General features: G+C 72.6%; 25 protein-coding genes. 18 read left to right on the plus strand and 7 right to left on the minus strand.

The features are described 5' to 3' along the window. The first annotated feature begins 340 nt into the window (after nt 1–340). Nucleotides 341–811, plus strand: a complete 471-nt coding sequence (locus tag OG500_RS16975; protein ID WP_327067519.1) for a hypothetical protein — start codon at nt 341–343, stop codon at nt 809–811. A gap of 129 nt (nt 812–940) precedes the next feature. Next, nucleotides 941–1390, plus strand: a complete 450-nt coding sequence (locus OG500_RS16980) for a hypothetical protein (protein ID WP_327067520.1) — start codon at nt 941–943, stop codon at nt 1388–1390. A 266-nt stretch (nt 1391–1656) separates the two neighbouring features. Here OG500_RS16980 and OG500_RS16985 read toward each other — a convergent pair whose 3' ends face one another. From OG500_RS16985 to OG500_RS17005, 5 genes are all read right to left on the minus strand, one after another. Then, nucleotides 1657–2151 (minus strand): hypothetical protein, encoded by a 495-nt coding sequence (locus tag OG500_RS16985; RefSeq protein WP_327067521.1) that lies wholly within the window; start codon nt 2149–2151, stop codon nt 1657–1659. 38 nt (nt 2152–2189) lie between these two features. Continuing rightward, the gene (gene ilvD / locus OG500_RS16990) at nt 2190–4034 is read right to left on the minus strand and encodes a dihydroxy-acid dehydratase (RefSeq protein ID WP_327067522.1); all 1845 of its coding nucleotides are present in this window, start codon (nt 4032–4034) and stop codon (nt 2190–2192) included. A gap of 122 nt (nt 4035–4156) precedes the next feature. Beyond that, nucleotides 4157–4921, minus strand: coding sequence for a class I SAM-dependent methyltransferase (locus OG500_RS16995; protein WP_327067523.1), 765 nt, complete (start codon nt 4919–4921; stop codon nt 4157–4159). A 29-nt stretch (nt 4922–4950) separates the two neighbouring features. Then, nucleotides 4951–5754: a sugar phosphate isomerase/epimerase family protein gene (locus tag OG500_RS17000; RefSeq protein ID WP_442789342.1), complete on the minus strand. Its 804-nt coding sequence runs from the start codon at nt 5752–5754 to the stop codon at nt 4951–4953. 199 nt (nt 5755–5953) lie between these two features. Then, nucleotides 5954–6925: a Ppx/GppA phosphatase family protein gene (locus OG500_RS17005; protein WP_327067524.1), complete on the minus strand. Its 972-nt coding sequence runs from the start codon at nt 6923–6925 to the stop codon at nt 5954–5956. Nucleotides 6926–7042: 117 nt separating this feature from the next. Here OG500_RS17005 and OG500_RS17010 point away from each other — a divergent pair, with 117 nt between their 5' ends. Continuing rightward, nucleotides 7043–7798, plus strand: coding sequence for an alpha/beta fold hydrolase (locus OG500_RS17010; RefSeq protein WP_329581112.1), 756 nt, complete (start codon nt 7043–7045; stop codon nt 7796–7798). A 129-nt stretch (nt 7799–7927) separates the two neighbouring features. After that, complete coding sequence (locus tag OG500_RS17015) at nt 7928–8761, plus strand: hypothetical protein (protein WP_329581115.1); 834 nt, start codon at nt 7928–7930, stop codon at nt 8759–8761. Nucleotides 8762–8779: 18 nt separating this feature from the next. Here the strand turns inward: OG500_RS17015 and OG500_RS17020 are convergent, their stop codons facing one another. Next, nucleotides 8780–9928 (minus strand): NADH-quinone oxidoreductase subunit D, encoded by a 1149-nt coding sequence (locus OG500_RS17020; RefSeq protein ID WP_327071588.1) that lies wholly within the window; start codon nt 9926–9928, stop codon nt 8780–8782. Nucleotides 9929–9933: 5 nt separating this feature from the next. Next, the gene (locus OG500_RS17025; RefSeq protein ID WP_329581118.1) at nt 9934–10935 is read right to left on the minus strand and encodes an SAM-dependent methyltransferase; all 1002 of its coding nucleotides are present in this window, start codon (nt 10933–10935) and stop codon (nt 9934–9936) included. Between the two features lie 94 nt (nt 10936–11029). On the opposite strand from OG500_RS17025, the gene OG500_RS17030 reads away from it, so the two are divergent. The 14 genes from OG500_RS17030 (at nt 11030) to OG500_RS17095 (ending at nt 24364) form a co-directional block, all read left to right on the plus strand. Then, nucleotides 11030–12232: a sensor histidine kinase gene (locus tag OG500_RS17030; RefSeq protein ID WP_327067528.1), complete on the plus strand. Its 1203-nt coding sequence runs from the start codon at nt 11030–11032 to the stop codon at nt 12230–12232. A gap of 13 nt (nt 12233–12245) precedes the next feature. Then, nucleotides 12246–12932, plus strand: a complete 687-nt coding sequence (locus OG500_RS17035) for a response regulator transcription factor (protein WP_327067529.1) — start codon at nt 12246–12248, stop codon at nt 12930–12932. Between the two features lie 61 nt (nt 12933–12993). Beyond that, nucleotides 12994–13917 (plus strand): Rossmann-like and DUF2520 domain-containing protein, encoded by a 924-nt coding sequence (locus tag OG500_RS17040; RefSeq protein ID WP_442789175.1) that lies wholly within the window; start codon nt 12994–12996, stop codon nt 13915–13917. After that, nucleotides 13917–14813: a pantoate--beta-alanine ligase gene (panC, locus tag OG500_RS17045; RefSeq protein ID WP_329581124.1), complete on the plus strand. Its 897-nt coding sequence runs from the start codon at nt 13917–13919 to the stop codon at nt 14811–14813. Before OG500_RS17040 ends, panC begins: the two co-directional genes overlap by 1 nt. A gap of 46 nt (nt 14814–14859) precedes the next feature. Next, nucleotides 14860–15276, plus strand: coding sequence for an aspartate 1-decarboxylase (gene panD, locus OG500_RS17050; protein WP_327067532.1), 417 nt, complete (start codon nt 14860–14862; stop codon nt 15274–15276). 22 nt (nt 15277–15298) lie between these two features. Beyond that, a complete protein-coding gene (locus OG500_RS17055; protein WP_329581127.1) occupies nt 15299–16975 on the plus strand; it encodes an L-aspartate oxidase in 1677 nt (558 codons plus the stop codon). Then, the gene (gene nadC, locus OG500_RS17060; RefSeq protein ID WP_327067534.1) at nt 16972–17940 is read left to right on the plus strand and encodes a carboxylating nicotinate-nucleotide diphosphorylase; all 969 of its coding nucleotides are present in this window, start codon (nt 16972–16974) and stop codon (nt 17938–17940) included. The genes OG500_RS17055 and nadC overlap by 4 nt, the downstream gene beginning before the upstream one ends. A 58-nt stretch (nt 17941–17998) precedes the next feature. Continuing rightward, entirely contained in the window at nt 17999–18790 is a 792-nt protein-coding gene (locus OG500_RS17065) for a type III pantothenate kinase (RefSeq protein ID WP_327067535.1), read from the plus strand. A gap of 117 nt (nt 18791–18907) precedes the next feature. Continuing rightward, complete coding sequence (locus OG500_RS17070) at nt 18908–19624, plus strand: hypothetical protein (RefSeq protein ID WP_327067536.1); 717 nt, start codon at nt 18908–18910, stop codon at nt 19622–19624. Nucleotides 19625–19847: 223 nt separating this feature from the next. Next, nucleotides 19848–21488: a hypothetical protein gene (locus tag OG500_RS17075; protein ID WP_327067537.1), complete on the plus strand. Its 1641-nt coding sequence runs from the start codon at nt 19848–19850 to the stop codon at nt 21486–21488. 80 nt (nt 21489–21568) lie between these two features. Continuing rightward, a complete protein-coding gene (lysX, locus tag OG500_RS17080; protein WP_327067538.1) occupies nt 21569–23131 on the plus strand; it encodes a bifunctional lysylphosphatidylglycerol synthetase/lysine--tRNA ligase LysX in 1563 nt (520 codons plus the stop codon). Between the two features lie 4 nt (nt 23132–23135). Further along, a complete protein-coding gene (locus OG500_RS17085) occupies nt 23136–23303 on the plus strand; it encodes a hypothetical protein (protein ID WP_327067539.1) in 168 nt (55 codons plus the stop codon). Between the two features lie 100 nt (nt 23304–23403). Next, entirely contained in the window at nt 23404–23826 is a 423-nt protein-coding gene (locus OG500_RS17090; protein ID WP_327067540.1) for a BlaI/MecI/CopY family transcriptional regulator, read from the plus strand. A gap of 10 nt (nt 23827–23836) precedes the next feature. Then, on the plus strand, nt 23837–24364 hold the full coding sequence (locus OG500_RS17095; RefSeq protein ID WP_327067541.1) for an amino-acid N-acetyltransferase: 528 nt from the start codon (nt 23837–23839) through the stop codon (nt 24362–24364). Nucleotides 24365–24425: the final 61 nt, after the last annotated feature.

A 24425-nucleotide genomic window follows, 5' to 3' on the forward strand; every position in this document is an offset into this window, starting at 1 on the left:
CTCCTGAAACGCCCTGGTCGCGAAGCCGTCGAGTCGCCACAATCCCGGGTCAACTCGGAAGAAGCAGGCCATTGGTGCGATCCGGGCAGTCGGAATTAACGACCTGACGCACCGTCACGCCCGAGGCGGACAAAGCCGGTATTCCCGTGACCAACCGTAGCCGGTATTAAAAACAACCTTGATCGGCCCGTGAGAGGTGTTAAAGAAGGGATATCTTCTGTGGCGGACTCCTCGATTGCACGCGACTTCGGAAGCGTTGACCTGGCGTCCATACTTATACCGGTGACAATGGCGACGGCCTTGTCTCCAAGGGGGGATAGGCAGGATCATGGTTGAGCCGATGCGCGCGGCATTCTTCGACCTGGCGGACGGCAATCGCTCCGTCGGCTGCCTCAAGGCCCTGCGCGCGGCGGCGATCCGCCACCGCCAGGCCGGCGACCTGGTCGTGCTGGTGATGTCCCGGCCCTGGCCGCTTCCCGACACCGCGACCCTGGGTGTCGAGGCCGACCTGATCCTGCACCCCGAGCCGCACCACTCCAGACCCGGGCCACTGCCACGCTCCGGTGAACCCCCGGTCACCGTGGTGGAGGCGATCATCCTGCTCGGACTCGACCCCGCCCGCTGCTTCGGCTACGTCGACCACTGCGGCGGCCTGCGCACGCTGCGGGTGGTCGGCAACCCCCGGGTGATCGGCCTGGACCCCGAGCTGGCCGAGCACGCCCTCGCCCAGGGCTGGCCGATCCTCGACGAGGCGCACCAGCCCGCAGGCCGGGCCGGCTCCCAGGGCCCCCCGTGGCCCGGGGCCCGGTAGCGGTCCCTCAGGAGGAGGCCCGGGCTCCGGTCCCCTACTGGAGGACCCGCCCGATCGGGCCCGCCCGTAGGGGAAAACTCAGGGCCGCGGAGGCTGGCCCGCGCGCCGCCCGAGGAGCACCGTAGAGGCATGGAACACGGAAATCTGTCGCGACGCGAGAACCGTCAGCTGGCCGTCGCCTCCGCCACCGTCGGACCGTGGCGCGCTGCCGCGGCGGTCGGCGCGGTGGTGGGCGGTGCAGCCCTGGCCGTGGACGTGGTGACCGGGCACTGGTCCACCGGCATCCTGGCCGGCCCGGTCGGGCTGGCGCTGTTCTTCTTCTTCCTGGTCGGCACGGTCGGCGGCCAGCTGCGCAAGGACACCGGCGACCGCCGGCTGCGCCGCTGGGCCGACGCCCACCCCTGGCAGGCCGCACTGCCCGCCAGCGGAGCCCTGCTGGTGCTCAACACGCTGGTCCTGAGCATGCTCGGCAGCTGGGGCCTGTTCGGCGCCTTCTTCACCTCCCTGCTGCCCGCCGGCATCCTGCTGGTGGTGGCCGGCGTGGTCGGCTCGGTCAAGGCCGCCCGCCGCTCAGGCTGACCGGCGGCCTCCCCGCCCCGAACAGGGAGCAATCACCTCAGAAGACGCGGAACGCACACCGGGCGCCCGCACGTTGGCCGCCCGGTGTGCGAACTGTTGTGCGTCCTCGGCGTACTGACCCGGTGCCGATAGCCGAAGACCCTGACCAGCAGGCCCCGGCGAGGAGCCGGACCCTGGCCGCCAAGTGGCGCAACGGGCCCCCGCAGGAGGAGCCGCAGGCCCGGCGGCCACCGAACCGCGAGTGCGGCACCGCCAGCCGCCAGTAGCTACCGCTTCTTCCGCTTGCCCGGCCGCCCGTCCCGCGAAGCCTGCTGCTTCACGAGCCGGGCGGTCTCGCGTTCCCAGGCCGCCCGCTTGACCGCCTCGCCCGGGGCCTCGGCCAGGCTGCGGAAGAAGTACGCCGCCGCCGCGCCCACGCAGCCGATCAGCCAGACCGCGCCGAGCGACTTGTCCTCGGCCATCCAGCCCTCGAGCGAGTCGCGGCCCTCGGCGAGGATCTTCCAGGTGCGCAGCGCCGCCAGGCAGGTGCAGACGGCGATGGCGGCGATCAGCAGCCCGTTGACGAAGCCGCCCGACTTGGAGAGCTGCACCCCGCTCACCGCGAAGCGCAGCACCAGCGCGCCGACGGCCACGGTCACCAGCGCGCCGAGCGAGACGGCCACCCGCCGCACCCAGTAGTCGGCGCCGCGGGCCGCCCAGCTGGTGCCGAAGAAGCGGATCGGCTCGGGGGCTGCTGCGGGGGTGGGGCGCTCGTCGGTCACACCTCCAGTATCACCGAGCAGCCCCGGAGCCGGTCGGCTCACCCCAGTCGGCTGACGTCGCGCACCGCGCCCTTGTCCGCCGAGGTGGCCATCGCCGCGTAGGCCTTCAGTGCCGCGCTCACCGGACGGTCGCGGTGCACCGGCTGGTAGCCGCCCGACTCCTCCAGGCGCAGCCGGCGCTCGTGCAGCTCCTCGAAGGAGACCTGCAGCTCGATCGTCCGCCCGGGGATGTCGATCGCGATGATGTCGCCATCCTCGACCAGCGCGATGGTGCCGCCGGAGGCCGCCTCCGGGGAGACGTGGCCGATCGACAGGCCCGAGGTGCCGCCGGAGAACCGGCCGTCGGTGATCAGCGCGCAGGCCTTGCCCAGGCCGCGGCCCTTGAGGAAGGAGGTCGGGTAGAGCATCTCCTGCATGCCGGGGCCGCCCTTGGGACCCTCGTAACGGATCACCAGCACGTCGCCGGGCTTGATCCGCTTGGTCAGGATCGCGTCCACCGCGTCCTCCTGGGACTCCAGCACCACGGCCGGGCCGCTGAAGGTCCAGATCGACTCGTCCACGCCGGCCGTCTTCACGATGCAGCCGTCCTCGGCCAGGTTGCCGTGCAGCACCGCGAGCCCGCCCTCGACCGAGTAGGCGTGCTCGACGCTGCGGATGCAGCCGCCCGCCGCGTCGGTGTCCAGCGTCTCCCAGCGCTCGGACTGCGAGAAGGCGGTGGCCGAGCGGACGCAGCCGGGCGCCGCGTGGAACAGCTCGACGGCGGTCGGCGAGGGCGAGCCGCCGCGGATGTCCCAGGTCTTGAGCCACTCGGCGAGCGAGTCGCTGTGCACGGTGTGCACGTCCTCGTTCAGCAGCCCGCCGCGGTACAGCTCGCCCAGGATCGCGGGGATGCCGCCGGCCCGGTGCACGTCCTCCATGTAGTACGAGCCGTTGGGCGCCACCTTGGACAGGCACGGCACCCGGCGCGAGATCTCGTCGATCGCCCGCATGTCGAAGTCCAGCTCGGCCTCCTGGGCGGCGGCCAGCAGGTGCAGGATGGTGTTGGTCGAGCCGCCCATCGCGATGTCCAGCGCCATCGCGTTCTCGAACGCCGCGCGGGAGGCGATGCTGCGCGGCAGCACCGAGTAGTCGTCGCCCTCGTAGTGCCGCTTGGTGATCTCGACGACGGTGCGCCCGGCGTCCTCGTACAGCGCCCGGCGGGCGGTGTGGGTGGCCAGCGTGGAGCCGTTGCCGGGCAGCGCGAGACCGATCGCCTCGGCCAGGCAGTTCATCGAGTTGGCGGTGAACATGCCCGAACACGAGCCGCAGGTCGGGCAGGCGTTCTCCTCGATGATCGCGATGTCCGCGTCCGAGACGTTCTCGTTGACCGCGTCGGAGATCGCGTTCACCAGGTCGAGCTTGCGCACCGTGCCGTCCACCAGCACCGCCTGGCCGGCCTCCATCGGGCCGCCGGAGACGAAGACGGTGGGGATGTTGAGGCGCAGCGCGGCCATCAGCATGCCGGGGGTGATCTTGTCGCAGTTGGAGATGCAGATCAGCGCGTCCGCGCAGTGCGCGCTGACCATGTACTCCACGCTGTCGGCGATCAGGTCGCGCGAGGGCAGCGAGTAGAGCATGCCGTGGTGGCCCATCGCGATGCCGTCGTCCACCGCGATGGTGTTGAACTCGCGCGCGATGCCGCCGGCCGCCTGGATCGCCTCGGAGACGATCCGGCCCACCGGCTGCAGGTGGGTGTGGCCCGGCACGAACTCGGTGAAGGAGTTGGCGACCGCGATGATCGGCTTGCCGAAGTCCTCCCGGGCTACACCGGCGGCCCGGAGGAGGGCGCGGGCGCCTGCCATGTTGCGACCGTGGGTGACCGTACGGGACTTCAGCTCGGGCACGGGATCTCTCCATTCCCAGGGGTAGGTAACAGCCGAGCCTACGCCCCCGTCCCAGCCGCCGGACCCGCCGTCCGCATGCCGGTCACCCGCCGGAGGCGGCGGAACACCGGCCGACGCGGCAGTCAGGCCTTCTTGGTGCCGACCCAGAGCTCCAGCTGGTACGGCTCGACGACCTGCCCGTCCGGGAAGTCGGCCAGCAGCGCCTCCCGTTCGGCGGCCAGCACCGGCTCGCGCACCCCGGGCTCCAGCACCGCGAAGTAGGACTTCGAGCGCAGGTCGGTCAGCACGTCCTCGACGTCGAGCTGGCGCTCCCACTGCAGGGTGCGCCGGGCCACCTCGAACGGGTAGCGGTCCAGGTGCTCGCCGACCGCGTTCATCACCCCGTAGAAGTGGTACGAGGGCAGCGCCGCCTGCAGCCGGGCCTCCTGCGCGGCCAGGTACGGCACCGAGCGGTCCTTGATGTTCCACCACAGCGCCAGCGCACCGCCCGGGCGCAGCACCCGCAGCGCCTCGGGCAGCGAGCGGTCGGGGTCGGTCCAGTGGAAGGCCTGCGCGTAGGTGATCAGGTCGGCGGTGGCGTCGTGGCACGGCAGGTCGTTGCCGTCGCCCTTGACCAGCGGGATCTCCGGGCTGACCCGGTGCAGCTGGGCCGCCATCCCCGGGCTCGGCTCGACGGCGGTGACCCGGGCGCCGCGGGCGTGCAGCAGCCTGGTGGCGATGCCGGTGCCGGCGCCGACGTCCAGCACCAGCGAGCCCTTGATCGGGCGGTGCGCCAACTCCTCGATCGCATCGAAGAGTTCACCGGGATAGGAGGGCCGGGCGCGGTCGTACTCGGCAGCCACCGCACCGAAGCTCTCGGCGTGCTCCCTGAGCTGATCGTCCGTCATGACACCCCTCCGATGGATCGTTCGTACCGTCAGGGTACGCGCGAGCCGGTGGCCAGGTGCAGCCGGGTGAAGGCCAGCGCCTCCGCCAGATCGGCCTCCCGCTCGGCGGGTGAGCCGGAGCGCCGGGTGTTGACCTCCAGCACCACGTGGCCCTCGAAACCGGTGCGCGCCAGGCGCTCCAGCAGCTCGGCGCAGGGCTGCTTGCCGCGCCCCGGGATCAGGTGCTCGTCCTTGCCGGAGCCGGAGCCGTCCGCCAGGTGCACGTGGGCCAGCCGGTCGCCCATCCGGTCGACCAGGGCGAAGGCGTCGATCCGCGAGGTGGCCACGTGCGAGAGGTCGACGGTGAAGTGCCGGTACGCCTCCTCGGTGACCTCCCAGCCGGGGGCGTAGGCGAGCACCTCGCGGTCCTTGTAGCGCCACGGGTACATGTTCTCCACCGCGAACCGCACTGCCGTCTCGCCCGCCATCCGCTCGATGCCCTGGACGAACTCGCGCGCGTAGGCGCGCTGCCAGCGGAACGGCGGGTGGACCACCACGGTGTCGGCGCCCAGCGTCTCGGCCGCGGCCCTGGCGCGCTTCAGCTTGGTCCACGGGTCGGTGGTCCAGACCCGCTGGGTGATCAGCAGGCAGGGTGCGTGCACCGCCAGGATCGGCATCCGGTGCTTCTCGCTCAGTGCGCGCAGCGCGTCCAGGTCCTGGCTGACCGGGTCGTTCCAGACCATCACCTCCACGCCGTCGTAGCCCAGCTTGGCGGCCAGCTCGAAGGCGATCGCGGTGTTGTCGGGGTAGACCGAGGCGGTGGAGAGCGCGACCTTGGTGTCCGGGACGTGCAGCGCCGGGTGCGCCGGCAGCACCAGCCGGTCGGTGGTGCGCAGCAGCGGGTCGCGCCGCGGGGCGGCCGCCTTGCGGCGCGGCGCCCTGGGCAGCCTGGGCCGTGCCGCGGGCTCCGCCTGCCCGGCGCGCCGCCGCGGCCGTGCCTCGCCGCGCCCGCCGCCCGCTTCCTTGGCCTGCTCCTCCTCCACGGGATTCAGGTTAAGCGCCGAGGAGCGCCGACGGGGCGGACGGGGTGGTGCCCTGCTGCTCCATGCTGTCCAGCCGGCGCAGGATGATCCCCTCGCGCAGCGCCCAGGGGCAGATGTCCAGCGCCTCCAGTCCGAACAGGTCCATCGCCGCGTCCGCCACCAGCGCACCGGCCAGCAGCTGGCGGGAGCGCCCCTCGGAGACACCGGGGATCTTGGCCCGCTCGGCCGCCGTCATCGCGGCCAGCCGCGGCAGCCAGGCGGCCAGGCCGCTGCGGGTGAGCCGGCGCGGCACCCGCAGGCCGGCCTCGGCGGGCGCGGCGCCGGTCATCCGGGCCAGTTGCTTGAAGGTCTTGGAGGTGGCCACCGCGTGGTCCGGCGGCCCGAGTCTGGCCACCTCACCGACCACCCCGGCGATCTCGGCCCTGATGTGGCGGCGCAGCTCGCGCACCGCCTCGGGGTCGGCCACGTCGCCCGGCAGCCGGTTGGCGGTCAGCCGGCCCGCGCCCAGCGGCAGCGAGAAGGCGGCGTCCGGCTGCTCGCCGATGCCGCAGGCGATCTCCAGCGAGCCGCCGCCGATGTCCAGGTCGAGCAGCCGCCCGGAGGACCAGCCGAACCAGCGGCGCACGGCCAGGAAGGTCAGCCGCGCCTCGTCCTGCCCGGCGAGCACGGTCAGCTCGACCCCGGTCTCCTCGCGCACCCGGCGCAGCACGCTCTCGCCGTTGGCCGCCTCGCGCACCGCCGAGGTGGCGAACGGCAGCAGGTCGACCACGCCCTTGTCCTCGGCCACCCGCAGCGAGGAGGCGACCATGTCGATCAGCCGGGCCACCCCGTCGTCGCGGATCGCCCCGTGCTCGTCGAGCAGTTCGGCCAGCCGCAGCTCCGCCTTGTGCGAGTACGCGGGCAGCGGTGCGGCGCCGCGGTGGGCGTCCACCACGAGGAAGTGGACCGTGTTGGAACCTACGTCGAGCACACCGAGTCGCATAGATCCCCACGCTACGCCACGGCACCTGCGGAAATCCCGCCTGTTCGATTGCCGATCGGGCGGCTCGCGGGCCAGCCTGGTGGCTGACGACCACTCACACCCCGGGAGCAACCCACCATGACGATCAGTCACCGCCGCCTGGGCGCGGGCGAGCACAGGGTCATCGTCCTGCACGACTGGTTCGGCACCACCGCCGGCTGGGGTCCTTTCCTGGACTACCTGGACAAGAGCGCCTTCGGCTACGCCTTCCTCGACTACCGCGGCTACGGCGACCGGGTCGAGGTCCCCGGCGAGTTCACCCTGGCCGAGATCGCCGCCGACACCCTCGCCCTCGCCGACGAGCTGGGCTGGGAGACCTTCTCGCTGGTCGGCCACTCGATGGGGGCCAAGGCCGCCCAGCTGGTGCTGGCCCAGGCGCCGCACCGGGTGCGCAAGCTGGCCGCCGTCGCGCCGGTGCCGGCCGGCGCCTTCCCGCTCGGCGAGGAGGAGCACGCGCTCTTCCACGCCGCCCCGCGCAACTTCACCGCCCGCCGGATGATCCTGGACCAGGTCACCGGGCAGCGGGCGAACGCCGTCTGGCTGGACCGGATGGTGGCCCGCTCCTCGGCGACCAGCCGGGTGGACGCCTTCGAGGCCTACCTGACCGAGTGGACCACCCAGGACTTCGCCGCGAAGGTGGCCGGCCAGCCGCTGCCGGTCAGGGTCTTCGTCGGCGAGCTGGACCTGGCGCTCACCCCCGAGCTCTTCCGCACCGGCTGGCAGCCGCTCTACCCCGCGGCCGAGCTCGAGGTGCTGCCGGCCACCGGCCACTACCCGATGTACGAGACGCCGGTGGCCTTCGCCACCGCGCTGGAGGCCTTCCTGCGGGACTGACCGGGACTGACCCGACCGACCGGCGCCGGACCGGGGCCGACCAGCGCCGATCGGCGCCGGACCCGGACCGACCGGCGCCGGCGGGGCGCTTCAGACGGCAGCGTCGCCGATGGCGGCTACCCTTGCCGGGTGGCCGCCATCGACATCCCCGCCCCCACCCTCAAGAAGCCCCAGCCCGAGGTCGCGCTGGACTTCCCGCGCGCCTGGGTCGAGTTCGCCGACCCCGCCGACGACGAGCAGGTCTTCCGCTGCGACCTGACCTGGCTGACCTCCCGCTGGGGCTGCATCTTCGGCCAGGGCTGCCACGGCATCCGCCCGGGCCGCGGCGAGTCGGACGGCTGCTGCACGCTGGGCGCGCACTACTCCGACGAGGACGACGAGCAGCGCGTCATCGAGCACGCCAAGCGGCTGACCCCCGAGGCCTGGCAGTACTTCGACCAGGGCACCGACAAGAAGGGCCGGCTCAAGCTCGACGGCGGCATCACCATGCTGGACGAGGACGGCGACCGGCAGACCCGCCGGGTGGACGGCGCCTGCATCTTCCTCAACCGCCCCGGCTTCGCCGGCGGCCAGGGCTGCGCGCTGCACACGCTGGCGCTGCAGGAGGGCAAGGAGCCGCTGGAGACCAAGCCGGACGTCTGCTGGCAGCTGCCGATCCGCCGCACCTACGACTGGATCGACCGCCCGGACGACACCCGCTACCTGCAGGTGAGCATCGGCGAGTACGACCGGCGCGGCTGGGGCCCGGGCGGCCACGACCTGCACTGGTGGTGCACCAGCAGCCCGGAGGCGCACCAGGGCCCCGACCCGGTCTACGTCAGCTACCGCGCCGAGCTGACCGAGCTGATGGGCCCGGCGGCCTACGCGGTGCTGACCGAGCTGTGCGACCAGCGGATCAAGAGCAGGGCCGACCGCAGGCTCGCGCCGCACCCCGCCGACCCGAAGCGCAAGAAGGACGCGTAACCACCGGCAGCCGCCCGGCTACTTGTCGATGTCCCCGACCACGAAGAACATCGACCCGAGGATCGCCACCATGTCCGCCACCAGCGTGCCGGGCAGCAGCTCGATCAGCGCCTGGATGTTGTTGAACGACGCCGAGCGCAGCTTGAGCCGCCAGGGCGTCTTGTCACCGCGCGAGACCAGGTAGTAGCCGTTGACCCCGAGCGGGTTCTCCGTCCACGCGTAGGTCTCGCCCTCGGGTGCCTTGAGCACCTTGGGCAGCCGCAGGTTGACCGGCCCGGCCGGCAGGCCGGCCAGCCGGTCCAGGCAGGCGTCCGCGAGGTCGAGCGAGTTGACGGTCTGCTCCAGCAGGCACTCGAAGCGGGCCAGGCAGTCGCCCTCCTCGCGCACCGCCACGCTGAGCACGTCCTGGAGCTCGCCGTAGGCCAGGTAGGGCTCGTCGCGGCGCAGGTCGAAGTCGACGCCGCTGGCCCGCGCGATCGGGCCGGTGATGCCGTAGGCGTGCACGTGCTCGGGGGCGAGCACGCCGACGCCCGCCGTACGGGCCCGGAAGATCTCGTTGCCCAGCACCAGGTCCTGGTAGACCGGCAGCTGGGCGCGGACGGCGGCGATCGCGGTGCGGACCCGGCCGAGCCAGCCGGCCGGCAGGTCCTCCTTGAGGCCGCCGACCCGGTTGAACATGAAGTGCATCCGCCCGCCGCTGGCCTCCTCCAGCACGTGCTGGAGCTCCTCGCGGCTGGTGAAGGCGTAGAAGACGGGGGTGATGCCGCCCAGCTCCAGCGGATAGGAGCCGATGAACATCAGGTGGTTGAGCACCCGGTTGAGCTCGGCGAGCAGGGTGCGGGTCCACACCGCGCGCTCGGGCACCTCCATGCCCAGCATCCGCTCGACCGCGAGCACCACGCCCAGCTCGTTGGCGAAGGCGGAGAGCCAGTCGTGCCGGTTGGCCAGCATGATGATCTGCCGGTAGTCCCGGGCCTCGAAGAGCTTCTCGGCGCCGCGGTGCATGTAGCCGATGACCGGCTCGGCCGAGACGATGCGCTCACCGTCCAGCACCAGCTTGAGCCGGAGCACACCGTGGGTGGCCGGGTGCTGCGGGCCGATGTTCAGCACCATGTCGGTGGCGGTGCTCTCCGCGCCCGACCCGATGCCGACGGTGGTCTCCCTCAAGCTGCTCATGCCCCCAGAGTCTGCCATCCCGCCAGCCCCGCCAGGCTCCGCGGTACCGGCATCCGGACGGCCTGGACCAGCCAGCCGAAGCCGCCCAGCCCGGCGGTGGCCGTCAGCTCGGCCGCCTCCCCCGCGGCGGCCAGCGCCCGCACGTACCCGGCCGGGTCGCTGGAGGCGAGCGCGAGCGGCGGCCGGGTGCCGTCGACGCCGAGCGCGCGCAGCGCGGTGCGCTGGGTTGTCCACAGGCTGTGGACACCGGGGACGGCCACCGAGTCGAGCGCCACGTGCGCGGTCAGGTCGCAGCTGCCGTCCGGCACCGGGGGCACCTCACGGCCGTTCCGGAAGCCGGTCAGGGTCCCGAAGACCGGCCGGTCTTGCTTCCGGTGCGCGTAGTCCACGGCCACCGCGAGCCCCCGCTCCAGCGCCCCCACGGCCGCCGCCCAGGCCGCGTCCCTGGTCCCGCCCAGCTCGATGCGCTCCCCCGGCTCCCCCGCGGGCCACCAGCGCCCGGCCCACGCGGCGTCGGCCCCGGTCAACGGCGGGCCCAGCCGCTCCTCCCCCGTCACGATGACCTCGACGTAGCGCGGCACACCGTCCTCGTCCCGTTCGGCGATGTCGAGCGGCACGTTGTCCAGCCACTCGTTGGCGAACAGCAGCCCCACCGCCCCCTCGGGCACCCGCTCGGTCCACCGCACCTGCGCCGGCAGCCCGTCCGGGCGGGCGGCCAGCTCGACGCCGTAGGCCCGCAGCCGCCCCGGCAGCAGCCCGCAGAGCGCCCCCACCAGTTCACCGCGCCCGGCCCCGACGTCGATCAGGGCGATCTCCTCGGGGTGGCCGAGCGCCTCGTCCACCTCCAGGAGCAGCCGCCCGACGGCCGCCGCGTACCGGGGTGAGGCGTGCACGGAGGTCCTGAAGTGCCCGGCCGGTCCCTCAGGACGGTGGTAGAAACCGCCCTGAGGCCCGTACAGGGCCCGTTCCATGGCGGGTCGCCAGCGCATCCAGGTCATGCCCGCGACCGTACCGGGCTCCGACCTGCGGACGAGGACGGTATCGCTCTTGTGGCGGACGGGACGGCCCCTGGCGACTGCCTAGGCTTGTCACGTGCATCGACTCTACGCCTGGCTTCGCGGACACCCCATGGTGGTCGATGGCGTCTGGGCGTCCATCGTGCTCTTCCTGGCCCTGGTCTCCAACATGAACGCCACCGGCTGGCGCAGCGGGGCCTACTACCTGATCACCGTGCTGATGTTCGGCCTGATGGTGGTGCGCCGCCGCTGGCCGGGGCCGACCACCGTCGCGGCGATGCTGCTCGGCCTGATGCAGGTGCTGGCGAACGTCGACCCGGACGCCTCCTCGCTGGGCTACCTGGTCTTCGTCTACACCGGCGCCGCCTTCGCCGTCCCCTGGATCTCGCGCTTCGCGCTGGTCAGCGGCCTGCTCGCCGGACCGCTGACGGTCGGGATGCTGCACAAGAGCTCGGACAACGGCTCACCCGCCCACGGCTTCCTGCAGCAGGCGTTCGTCGCCGTGCTGCTCTCCACCCCGTTCATCCTCTGCTGGGCCTGGGGCCGCCTCACCCGGGTCCGCGGCGCCTACCTGGTGGAGCTGGAGGACCGGGCGTCCCGGCTGGAGCGCGAGCGCGACGCCCAGGCCAAGGTGGCGGTGGCCGCCGAGCGCGCCCGGATCGCCCGCGAGCTGCACGACGTGGTCGCGCACAACGTCTCGGTGATGATCGTCCAGGCCGACGGCGCGGCCTACGTGATGGACAACTCGCCGCAGCAGGCCAAGGAGGCGCTGGGCACCATCGCCTCCACCGGGCGGCAGGCGCTGGTCGAGATGCGCCGGCTGCTGGGCGTGCTGCGCACCGCCGACGCGGCCGAGGAGTACGTGCCGCAGCCCGGTGTGGAGGAGCTGCCCGAGCTGCTGGAGCAGGTGCGCACCGCCGGTCTGCCGGTGGAGTACTCCACCTCGGGCGAGGTCCGCGAGCTGCCGCGCGGCGTCGAGCTGACCGTCTACCGGATCGTTCAGGAAGCCCTCACCAATGTGCGCAAGCATGGCGGACCGAACGTCAGCGCCCGGGTGGCGGTGGACTTCGGCGACCGCGACCTGAACGTGCTGATCGAGGACGACGGCCGCGGCAGCACCGACGAGCAGCTCTCCCGGGGCGGCACGGACGGCCAGGGCCACGGCCTGATCGGCATGCGTGAGCGGATCGGCATGGTCAGCGGCAGCCTGGATGCCGGCCCACGGCCCGGCGGCGGGTTCCGGATCCGCGCCGTGCTCCCCCTCAAGACCGCCCGATAAGGAGAACCCCCAGGTGACGATCCGCGTGATGCTCGTCGACGACCAGGAACTGCTGCGCACCGGCTTCCGGATGGTGCTGCAGTCACAGGCGGACATCGAGATCGCCGCCGAGGCGGGCGACGGCGCCCAGGCCGTCGAGGTGGCCGCCGCCAGCGAGGTCGACGTGATCCTGATGGACGTCCGGATGCCGCGGATGGACGGGGTGCAGGCCACCCGGCGGATCTGCCTGGAGCCCGACGGCACCCCCCGCGCGGGAGCGCCCAAGGTGCTCATCCTGACCACCTTCGACCTGGACGAGTACGCCTTCGCCGCGCTCAAGGCCGGGGCCAGCGGGTTCCTGCTCAAGGACGTGCCGCCGACCGAGCTGGTCACCGCGATCCGCGCGGTGCACGCGGGCGACGCGGTGGTCGCCCCGACCACCACCCGGCGGATGATCGACCGGTTCGCCGAGGTGCTGCCCGTCCCGCAGCCCGCCTCGGGGCCGCCCGCGCTGACCCCGCTGACCGAGCGCGAGCGGGAGGTCTTCCTGCTGGTCGCCCAGGGGCTGTCGAACAGCGAGATCGCCGCCGAGCTGGTGCTCTCCGAGGCCACCGTGAAGACCCACGTCGGGCGGATCCTGGGCAAGCTGGGCCTGCGCGACCGGGTGCAGGCCGTGGTGCTCGCCTACGAGGCGGGGCTGCTGCGGGCGGGCCGCGCGTAGGGGGGCCGTAGGATGGGACGGACCGTCTGGTACCCGTATGAGGACTGGAACGCAGAAGCCCGTGAGCACTTCCGATCTTTTCGACCTCCCCGACCCGAGTGACCCCGCGGCCCGCCCCGCCCGCCTGACCGTGGGCGTGGTGGGGACCGGACGGGTGGGCCCGGCGCTCGGCGCCGCCCTGCAACTGGCCGGCCACCAGGTGGTGGCCGCCTCCGGCGTCTCCGCCGCCTCCCTGCGCCGCGCCGGGGAGCTGCTGCCGGGGGTGCGGCTGGTGACACCGCCCCAGGTGCTGGCCGCCGCCGACCTGGTGCTGCTCACCGTGCCGGACGACGTGCTCGCCGACCTGGTCGCGGGCCTGGCCGCGACCGGCGCGATCCGCCCCGGCCAGCTGGTGGTGCACACCTCCGGCGCGTACGGCGTGAACGTGCTGGATCCCGCCACCCGGGCCGGCGCACTGCCGCTGGCGCTGCACCCGGCGATGACCTTCACCGGCGGCTCCGTCGACCTGGCCCGGCTGGCCGGCTGCCCGTTCGGGGTGACCGCTCCCGAGGAGCTGCGCCCGGTGGCCGAGGCGCTGGTGGTGGAGATGGGCGGCGAGCCCGAGTGGGTTCCCGAGGCGGTCCGCCCGCTCTACCACACGGCCCTGGCGCACGGCGCCAACCACCTGGTCACCCTGGTCGCGCAGGCCATGGACCTGCTGCGCACCGCGGGCATCGCCGAACCGGGCCGGCTGCTCGGCCCGCTGCTCGGCGCCGCGCTGGACAACAGCCTGCGCTCCGGCGACGCGGCGCTGACCGGCCCGGTCGCCCGTGGCGACGCCGGCACCGTGCGCCGCCACCTGGCGCAGCTGACCACCGTGTCCCCGGACATCCCGGCGGCCTACCGGGCGATGGCGAAGGCCACCGCGCAGCGGGCGCTGGCGCACGGGACGCTGACGGACGAAGCGGCGGCCTCGCTGCTGGACGTACTCAACGAGGAGAAGTAATGGCCCGCCCCAAGCCCGCCGCCAAGGCCCCCATGGTCCGCAAGACCCAGCTCACCCACACCGTCGGCGACTTCGAGGCGGCCTTCTGGCCCGACGAGCGCCCGGTGGACAACGCGGTCGTGATGACCATGGGCGCGCTGCACGAGGGCCACGCCGCGCTGATCCGGGCCGCCCGCAAGGAGGTCGGCCCCGAGGGCCGGGTGGCCGTGACGGTCTTCGTCAACCCGCTGCAGTTCGCCCCGACCGAGGACCTGGACCGCTACCCGCGCAGCCTGGCCGCCGACGTGCGACTGGCCGAGGAGCACGGCGCCGACGTGGTCTTCGCCCCGCTGCCCGAGGAGGTCTACCCCAACGGCACCCCGCAGGTGCGGCTGAGCGCGGGCCCGATGGGCGAGCGCTTCGAGGGCGCCACCCGCCCGGGGCACTTCGACGGGGTGCTGACCGTGGTGGCCAAGCTGCTGCACATCACCGACCCGGACTACGCGTTCTTCGGCGAGAAGGACGCCCAGCAGCTGGCGGTCATCCAGCGGATGGTGGCCGACCTGGACTTCGACGTCGAGGTGATCGGCGTGCCGACCGTCCGCGAGGCCGACGGCCTGGCACTCTCCTCGCGCAACCGCTACCTCTCCGAGGCCGAGCGCACCCACGCGCTGGCGCTCTCCCGCGCGCTGTTCGCCGGCCGTGACGTGGCCGCCAAGGGCCCGGCGGCCGTGCGCGAGGCGGCCGGGCAGGTGCTGTCCGAGGCGGACGGCATCGAACTCGACTACCTCGCCCTGATCGACCCGCACGACTTCGTCGAGGCGCCGGACGACTTCCAGGGCGAGGCGGTGCTGGCCGTGGCGGCGAAGGTGGGTTCCACCCGCCTGATCGACAACGTCCGCCTGCAGGTCAGGTAACCCAGTAATTCCCTTCGGCATGCACTCACCTCAGGAGGCGTGACCCATGCTCCGCACCATGCTCAAGTCCAAGATCCACCGGGCCACCGTCACCCAGGCCGACCTGCACTACGTCGGCTCGGTGACGGTGGACCAGGACCTGCTCGACGCGGCCGACCTGCTCCCCGGCGAGCTGGTCCACATCGTCGACATCAACAACGGCGCCCGGCTGGAGACCTACACCATCGCCGGGCCGCGCGGCACCGGCGTGATAGGCATCAACGGCGCCGCCGCCCGCCTGGTCCACCCCGGCGACCTGGTGATCCTGATCGCCTACGGGCAGATGGACACCGCCGAGGCCAGGGCCTACCAGCCCAAGGTGGTCTTCGTGGACGCGGAGAACAGGATCACCGGCTTCGGTTCCGACGCCGCCGAAGCCCTGCCCGGGACGGACACCCTGCGCGGCGACGCCGTACACGCGTAACACCGGCCGACTGGAGCCTGAGATGCCTGCGACCCACCGCCTCACCGCACCCGCGCCCGGCTGGACCGCCACGACCGACGTCGTGGTGGTCGGCTCGGGTGTCGCCGGCCTGACGGCCGCCCTGAACATCCGCACAGCGGGCCTGCGGGTGACGGTGGTCACCAAGGCAGTGCTCGACGAGGGCTCGACCCGCTGGGCCCAGGGCGGTGTCGCCGCCGCCCTGGGCGAGGGCGACACCCCCGAACAGCACCTGGCCGACACCCTGGTGGCCGGCGCCGGGGTCTGCGACGAGCAGGCCGTGCGGGTGCTGGTCACCGAGGGCCCCGAGGCGGTGCGCCGCCTGATCGCCCTCGGTGCGGCCTTCGACACCGACGCCGAGGGCGAGATCCTGCTCACCCGCGAGGGCGGCCACCACCGCAACCGGATCGTCCACGCGGGCGGCGACGCCACCGGCGCGGAGATATCGCGCGCCCTGGTCGCCGCCGTCCACGCCGACCCCGAGATCGAGCTGATCGAGCACGCGCTGGTGCTCGACCTGCTCACCGACGCCGCGGGCCGCACGGCCGGGCTGACCCTGCACGTGATGGGCGAGGGCCAGCGCGACGGGGTGGGCGCGATCCGGGCCCGGGCCGTGGTGCTGGCCACCGGCGGCATGGGCCAGGTCTTCTCCGCCACCACCAACCCGGCGGTCTCCACCGGCGACGGGGTGGCGCTCGCGCTGCGGGCCGGCGCCGAGGTGGCCGACCTGGAGTTCGTCCAGTTCCACCCCACCGTCTTCTGGGTCGGCCCGGGGGCCGAGGGCCAGCTGCCGCTGGTCTCCGAGGCCGTCCGCGGCGAGGGCGCCCACCTGGTGGACGCCGCCGGCACCCGTTTCATGGTCGGCCAGCACGAACTCAACGAGCTGGCCCCGCGTGACATCGTGGCCAAGGCGATCACCCGGCAGATGGCGGCCCAGGGCGCCGAGCACATGTACCTGGACGGTCGGCACTTCGGCGCGCGGATGTGGGCCGAGCGGTTCCCCACCATCCTGGCCTCCTGCCGGGCGCACGGCATCGACCCGGTCACCGAGCCGATCCCGGTGGCCCCGGCCGCGCACCACGCCTCCGGCGGGGTGCGCACCGACCTGCACGGCCGCACCTCGGTGCCCGGCCTCTACGCCTGCGGCGAGGTGGCCTGCACCGGGGTGCACGGCGCCAACCGGCTGGCGTCCAACTCGCTGCTCGAAGGCCTGGTCTTCGCCGAGCGGATCGCCCACGACCTGGCCGAGCGCAGCGCGGCCGGCGAACTGCCGCTGCGCGAGGTCGACGTGGCGGCCGCCCGGGCCGCCACCCCCGTCCCGCTGCCCGCCCCCGAGGCGCGGGCCCGGATCCAGCACCTGATGTCGCGTGGCGCGGGCGTGCTGCGCTCGGCCGGGAGCATGGCCGAAGCCGCCGAGGGGCTGGCCGCGCTCGCCGCCGGCGCCGCCGAGCGGGCCGCCGAGCAGAAGCCGGCCGACCCGCGGGTGGAGACCTGGGAGGCGGCCAACCTGCTGCTGGTCGGCACCGCCCTGGTGGCCGCGGCCGCCCGCCGCACCGAGACCCGCGGCTGCCACTGGCGCGAGGACTTCCCCGACCGCGACGACGCCAACTGGCAGCGTCATCTGACCACCGTCCTGGACGCCGCCGGTGTCCGCGTCCGTGAGGAGCACCAGAACCAATGACCCACAGCCACGAGGAACTTCCGCTGGCCGACCAGGACGGCTGCGGCGCCGGCTGCGGCTGCGCCGACGGCGAGGGCTACGAGACGGGCCTGGACCCGGCGCTGGCCGAGCTGCTGGAGCAGGCGGGCCTGGACCCGGTCGAGGTCGAGGACATCGCCACCCTGGCGCTGGCCGAGGACCTGGCCGGCGGCGAGGACGTCACCTCGGTGGCCACCGTCCCCGAGGACGCGGTGGCCACCGCCGACTTCACCGCCCGCGAGGCGGGCGTGGTGGCCGGTCTGCGGATCGCCGAGGCCGTGGTCTCGCTGATCTGCGAGGAGGAGTTCGAGGTCGAGCGGCACGTCGAGGACGGCGACCGGGTCGAGGCCGGCCAGGTGCTGCTCTCGGTGCGCAGCCGCACCCGCGACCTGCTCACCGCCGAGCGCAGCGCGCTCAACCTGCTCTGCCACCTGTCCGGCATCGCCACCGCCACCCGCGCCTGGGCCGACGCCCTGGAGGGCACCGGCGCCGCGGTGCGCGACACCCGCAAGACCCACCCGGGCCTGCGGGCGCTGCAGAAGTACGCGGTGCGCTGCGGCGGCGGCGTCAACCACCGGATGGCGCTCTCCGACGCCGCGCTGATCAAGGACAACCACGTGGTCGCCGCGGGCGGCGTGGCCGAGGCCTTCGCGGCCGTCAAGGCCGCCTACCCCGAGCTGCCGGTGGAGGTCGAGGTGGACACCCTGGAGCAGATCCCGCCGGTGCTGGAGCTCGGTGCCGAGCTGATCCTGCTGGACAACTTCACCGTGCCGAAGATGCGCGAGGCGGTGGAGCTGGTGGCGGGCCGGGCCAAGCTGGAGGCCTCCGGCGGTCTGACCCTGGCCACCGCGCGCGAGGTCGCCGAGACTGGTGTCGACTACCTGGCGGTCGGCGCGATCACCCACTCGGTGCCGGTCCTGGACATCGGCCTGGACCTGAGGGCCTGATCCGGCGGCCGACCCCTGACGACCCTTGACGACCCCTCCGATCCGGAAAGCGGGGCCCATGCTCCTCACCATCGACGTCGGCAACACCCAGACCACGCTCGGCCTGTTCGACGGTGAGGAGGTCGTCGACCACTGGCGGATCTCCACCGACCCGCGCCGCACCGCCGATGAACTGGCGGTCCTGATGCAGGGGTTGATGGGCCGCCAGCCCGGTGGCGCGGGCCGCGAGCGGGTGGACGGGCTGGCGATCTGCTCGTCGGTGCCCGCCGTGCTGCACGAGCTGCGCGAGGTGACCCGCCGCTACTACGGCGACCTGCCCGCGGTGCTGGTGGCCCCCGGCGTCAAGACCGGGGTGCACGTCCTGATGGACAACCCCAAGGAGGTCGGCGCCGACCGGATCGTCAACGCACTGGCCGCCAACCACCTGTACGGCGGGCCGTGCATCGTGGTCGACTTCGGCACCGCCACCACCTTCGACGCGATCAACGAGCGCGGCGACTACGTGGGCGGCGCGATCGCCCCCGGCATCGAGATCTCGGTCGAGGCGCTGGGGGTGCGCGGCGCCCAGCTGCGCAAGATCGAGCTGGCCAAGCCCCGCAATGTGATCGGCAAGAACACCGTGGAGGGCATGCAGTCCGGCGTGCTCTACGGCTTCGCCGGCCAGGTGGACGGGCTGGTCAGCAGAATGGCCAAGGAGCTCTCGCCCACCGACCCCGAGGACGTCCAGGTGATCGCCACCGGCGGCCTGGCCCCGCTGGTGCTGGACGAGGCGAGCACCATCGACGTGCACGAGCCCTGGCTGACGCTGATCGGACTGCGACTGGTCTACGAGCGGAACACCGCGAGTTGACGGACCATCAGATATAAGGCTGGGCCATCCGGGCGGCGCCATGCGAGGCATCCCACAAATCGGATATTCCTCACGTAGTGTCAACTTATGCCCACGCCTCACGGATCCCGCGGTGGCATGGCCTTCAGCAGCGACGAAGTGCGCGTGCTGCGCCGTGCCCTCGCCCAAGCCCTCCACCCCGCCGTCCCCGCCCAGAGCCCGGCCGGCCCTCTGCCGGCCGACCTCTGGGTCGAGGACGTCCAGGAGGCGCTCCGACTGGCCGAGGCCATCGACGAGGCCGTCAGCGAGGGCGGCCGGTTGCGTGGCTTCCTCCTCGCCGAGCTGGTCCGCTACCGGCGCGCCCTGCCCGGCAGCGCCCGCGGCTACCTGGAACGGCTGGAGGAGGCCGTCACCGACGGCTACCTCCCCGAACCGGACGACCTCGCCGCCCTGCGCGCCCTGGCCAAGCTGCCCTGCGGCCCCGGTGAACGCACCCGCCGCTCCCGCCTGGCCGGCCGCTGCCACGCCCTGGCCGAGACCGCCATCCGCGAGCGCCTGGCCCGCACCACCGGCCTGCCCCGCCCCACCGTCCCGGGTCCCGCCACCACGCGGCACCTGGCGGCCGTACCCAGCCCCCTCAACGACCGAGCCGACCGCGCCGGAGGACCGATCCCGATGAGCACCCCCGCTGGTACCCCCGCCCCCCGCCCGAAGGCCACCGCCCCGGCCGGCACCGCCGGTGCCCCCGGCACCGGCCGCATCCCCACCCCCGCCGAGCTCTTCGCCCGCCGCCCGGCACCGGTGGTGGTCGCGCAGGCCGAGGAGGACGAGGAGCTGGCGACCGGCACCGGCTGACGCGCAGCGCTGACGCCCTGGTCCGAACTGCACGCCATCGCCTTCCGCAGGCGGTGGCGTGCAGCGCTTTGTCGATAATGTGATGGCTGCGTTCCTGATTCATGGTCAAGCTTCACTAAAACTTGAGTGCATTTAAGCCACCACTGCCCGAAACTGTCCGATTCGCGCCGTCACGTCCGCCCCTATGGTCCGCTGGGAATATTCAGCAACCAGGGGGACCCCCGTGCTCTCAGTCCGCACCCGCCGCGCCACCGCCGCCGGCGCCACCGCGCTCACCGCGCTCCTCACCGCCGGCCTGACGGCGCTGCCGGCCCACGCGGCGGCCGGCAAGCTGACCATCAGCGGCGATGCCGCCAACGCACTGGCCGCAGACGGCACCCCGAAGCAGGTCCAGCTCCGGATCGACGAGCCCGGCGCGGCCTCGAACGAGGGCCTCACCTACACCTTCGACACCAGCGCGCTGACCGGCATCGCCACGTTCCGGCCGAGCGCCAGCTGCAACGTCAAGGGCACCGTCGTCAGCTGCACGGACTCCATGGGGCCGTACGCCGAGGCCCAGCCCCAGCTGAACTTCGCGGCGGTCGCCGGCGCCAAGCCCGGCGCCTCCGCGAAGCTCCACCTCACGGCCACCACGGACGACGGGGCCACCACCACCTTCGACACCGCGCTCACCGTCGGCGGCACCAAGCTGTCGGTCCAGCAGATCCCGGCGCAGAACGGTGTGAAGATCGGCTCCACCGTGGGCACCGGGCTCGAGATCACCAACAACGGCACGCTGGCCTCGACCCAGACGAACATCGAGATCTTCTCGTCCGTCGCCCTGCCGTTCCACCAGCAGTACGGCAACTGCAAGTACGGCAAGGACGCCAACGGCATCGCCTCGACCGCCGTCTGCACCATAGACACCGGCATCGCGCCGGGCGAGACGGTCCATCTGGACCCGATGCAGTTCGACGTGAGCAGCCAGGCGCTGGAGGACTTCGTCGAATTCGCGGTGAGCCCGCAGCCGTACGACCTCACCCGCTTCAGCACCGAGACGTTCACCCAGGGCAGCGGCCCCCACCTGACCCTCGGCAAGCCCGAGACGCCCGGCCAGGGCCCCTCGACCGTCGCCGACCTCGGCACCAACAGCGGGGCGGAACTCGACGTCACCGCCGTCAACCACGCGGACTACGTCGCGCTCGGCAGCTGGCAGCCCCAGGCCGGCGGCAAGCAGGGCACCCTGCAGGTCGGCCTGCGCAACGACGGCCCCGCGCTGTACAGCGACCGGGCCGGCTCCTCGATCGCCGACCTGCAGGTGATCCTGCCCGCCGGGGTCAAGGCCACCACGGTGCCGAGCGGCTGCCTGCTGCAGACGCACCTGACCGACGCGGCGAACCGCACGATGTACCGCTGCGACACCAAGGACACCCAGCCGGCCGGCTTCAAGATCACCTTCAACTTCGGCATCCAGGTGGACGACCCGAGCGCCGTGCGCAACGGGCTGGTCGACTTCGTGAACGGTGAGGCGCCGTCCGACTTCGACGCCACCGACAAGCTGGACTTCGACCCGAACCCGGCCAACAACAGCGTCCAGCTGGCCTTCGGCACCCAGGCCGCCGCCACCCCGAGCGCCGCCCCGACCGGCGCCGCCCCCGTCGCCGCCACCAGCGCCGCGCCGACCACCGCCGCCCCCGTGGCCCCGGCCACCCCGGCTGCCCGGGCCACCGAGGCCGCCGCGAAGCCGGCCGGCCAGGAGCTCGCCTTCACCGGCGGTGGCTCCGACGCCGGTGCGATCGCCGCCGCCGGTGGCGCCGCGGTGCTGCTCGGCGCCGGCGCCCTGGTGTACGCCGCCCGTCGCCGCAAGGCCGGCGCGCAGCACTGACGGCCAGGCCGGACACCCCGCCCCGCCGTCCGGAGATATCCGGTGGCGGAGCGGGGTGTTTGGCTCGCTACCCTGGTGAGGTGAGCGATCAGAGCAGCCTTCCCGCGACCGACGACCTTCCCGAGCAGATGCGCGTGAGGCGCGAGAAGCTCGACCGGCTCCGCGCCGCCGGGATCGACCCGTACCCGGTCGGGTTCCCGCGGACCACCACCATCGCGGACCTCCGCGCCAAGCACCCGGACCTGCCCGCCGACACCGCCACCGGCGAGCGCGCCGGCATCACCGGGCGCGTGATCCTGGCCCGCACCGGCGGCAAGCTCTGCTTCGCCACCCTGCGCGACGGCTCGGGCGACCTGCAGGTGATGCTCTCGCTGGACAAGCTCGGCGAGGAGCGGCTGGCGGCCTGGAAGAGCGACATCGACCTGGGCGACCAGGTGGGCGTCGAGGGCGAGGTGATCACCTCCAAGCGCGGCGAGCTGAGCGTCATGGTGGACCGCTGGGAGCTCACCGCCAAGTGCCTGCGCCCGCTGCCGGACAAGCACAAGGGCCTGACCGACCCGGAGGCCCGGGTCCGCCAGCGGTACGTGGACCTGATCGTCAACCCCGAGGCCCGCGAGATCCTGCACCTGCGCAGCAAGGTGGTCCGCTCGATCCGCCGCACCTACGAGGAGCGCGGCTACATCGAGGTCGAGACGCCGATGCTGCAGCCGGTGCACGGCGGCGCCAACGCGCGTCCGTTCAAGACGCACATCAACGCGTACGACATCGACCTCTACATGCGCATCGCCCCCGAGCTGTACCTCAAGCGGCTGGTGGTCGGCGGCGCCGAGAAGGTCTTCGAGATCAACCGCAACTTCCGCAACGAGGGCGCGGACTCCACCCACAACCCGGAGTTCACCTCGCTGGAGTCGTACGAGGCGTACGGCGACTACGACACCCAGGCCGAGCTGATCCGCGCGACGATCGTCAACGCGGCCCGCGACGCGCTGGGCACCACGGTGATCAAGGGCGTCGACGCGCACGGCGTGGAGCACGAGATCGACCTGGCCGAGCCGTGGGAGGAGGTCGGCGTCTACCCGGGCATCTCCGCCCGCCTGGGCAGCGAGGTGACCCCGCAGACCACCGTCGAGGAGCTGCGCAAGCTCGCCGACGCGGCCGGCGTGCCCTACGAGAAGGAGTGGGGCCACGGGCAGATCGTCCTGGAGATGGTCGAGCGCCTGCTGGAGGAGAACGCGATCCGGCCGACCTTCATCAAGGACTACCCGACCGAGGTCTCCCCGCTCACCCGCCAGCACCGCTCGATCCCGGGCGTGGCGGAGAAGTGGGACCTGGTGATCTTCGGGACCGAGCTGGGCACCGCCTACTCCGAGCTGATCGACCCGGTCGAGCAGCGCGCCCGCCTCACCGCCCAGTCGCTGCTGGCGGCCGGCGGCGACGTCGAGGCGATGCAGATCGACGAGGACTTCCTGCGGGCGCTGGAGTACGCGATGCCGCCCACCGGCGGCCTGGGCCTGGGCGTCGACCGCCTGATCATGCTGCTCACCGGCAAGAACATCCGCGAGACGGTGCTCTTCCCGCTGGTGAAGCCGGCCGCAAAGACCACGGGGACCGCCGAAAAGACCGAAGAGTCCGAGGGAGAGTGACCTGATGGAGTACATCAGTGCGATCGTGCCGCCGCTGGTGATGGCGATCGGGTTCGGGTTCCTGGTGCGGGCCATCATCCGCAACCAGGGCGGCGCCCAGAAGAGCAAGGAGGACGCCGCCGCCGACGTGCTGGTCAAGGCCAGTGCCGCGCGCGGTTCGGCGGCCGAGTAGCACCGTCGTAGCGCAGGGCCGATCGCTCGGCCGCAGGCCGCCTCCCGATTCGGGTGGCGGCCTGCGCCATTAAACAGACAAAAGTCTCTAAAGTGGTCGTATGGTGCGCTCGCTCGGCGAACTCGAGAACGCCGTCATGACCCGGGTGTGGCGGTGGAACCGTCCGGTGACGGTTCGCGAGGTTCTGCTCGATCTGCGCGCGGAACGCGATATCGCGTACACCACGGTGATGACGGTGCTGGACAAGCTCTACCGAAAGGGCTGGCTGCGCCGCGAGCGCGAGGGGCGGGCCTATCGATATGCGCCGGTCTCCTCCCGTGAGGCGTACACGGCATCTCTGATGAACGATGCGTGGGCCACCAGCGACAATCCCGCGGCGGCCCTGGTGCACTTCTTCGGCATGATGTCGGCCGACCAGCGCGCGGCACTGCGCGACGCGCTTCGTGTCACCGGCCCCGACCCTTCGGACGACGGCAATCCGCCCCTTGGCACCGATGGGACCGAGCCGGGGCCGACACGATAACGTCGCGCCCATGGAGGTCACCATCCGCCGGGCGCGGACCACTGATGTGCGGGCCGTCCGCCGGCTGATCGACGGCTACGCGCGGGGCGGCATTCTGCTCGACAAGCCCACGGTCACACTGTTCGAATCCGTTCAGGAGTTCTGGGTCGCCGAACGCGATGACGACGGGAGCGTGGTCGCCTGCGGCGCGCTGCACGTGATGTGGGAAGACCTGGCGGAGGTGCGCACCCTGGCCGTCGATCCGATCTGCCGAGGTCACGGCATCGGACACGTGCTGCTGGAGAAGCTGCTGCAGACCGCGCGGTGGCTCGGCGTCCGTCGGATTTTCTGCTTGACGTTCGAGGTCGCGTTCTTCGCGAAACACGGCTTCATCGAGATCGGCGAAACCGATGATGGTACGACAGACCCGGCCGTCATCGCTACGGAAGTGTATGAAGAACTCCTTCGCTCCTACGACGAAGGAGTGGCGGAGTTCCTCGACCTGGAGCGGGTGAAGCCCAACACCCTGGGCAACTCGCGCATGCTGCTGCACCTCTGAACCGGGCCGTGCACTACTCGCGGCGCACTCGCCGGAGCAACTGACGGCGACTTGCCCATGC

Origin of the sequence: Kitasatospora sp. NBC_01250, from assembly GCF_036226465.1 — a bacterium.
Lineage (GTDB): Bacteria > Actinomycetota > Actinomycetes > Streptomycetales > Streptomycetaceae > Kitasatospora.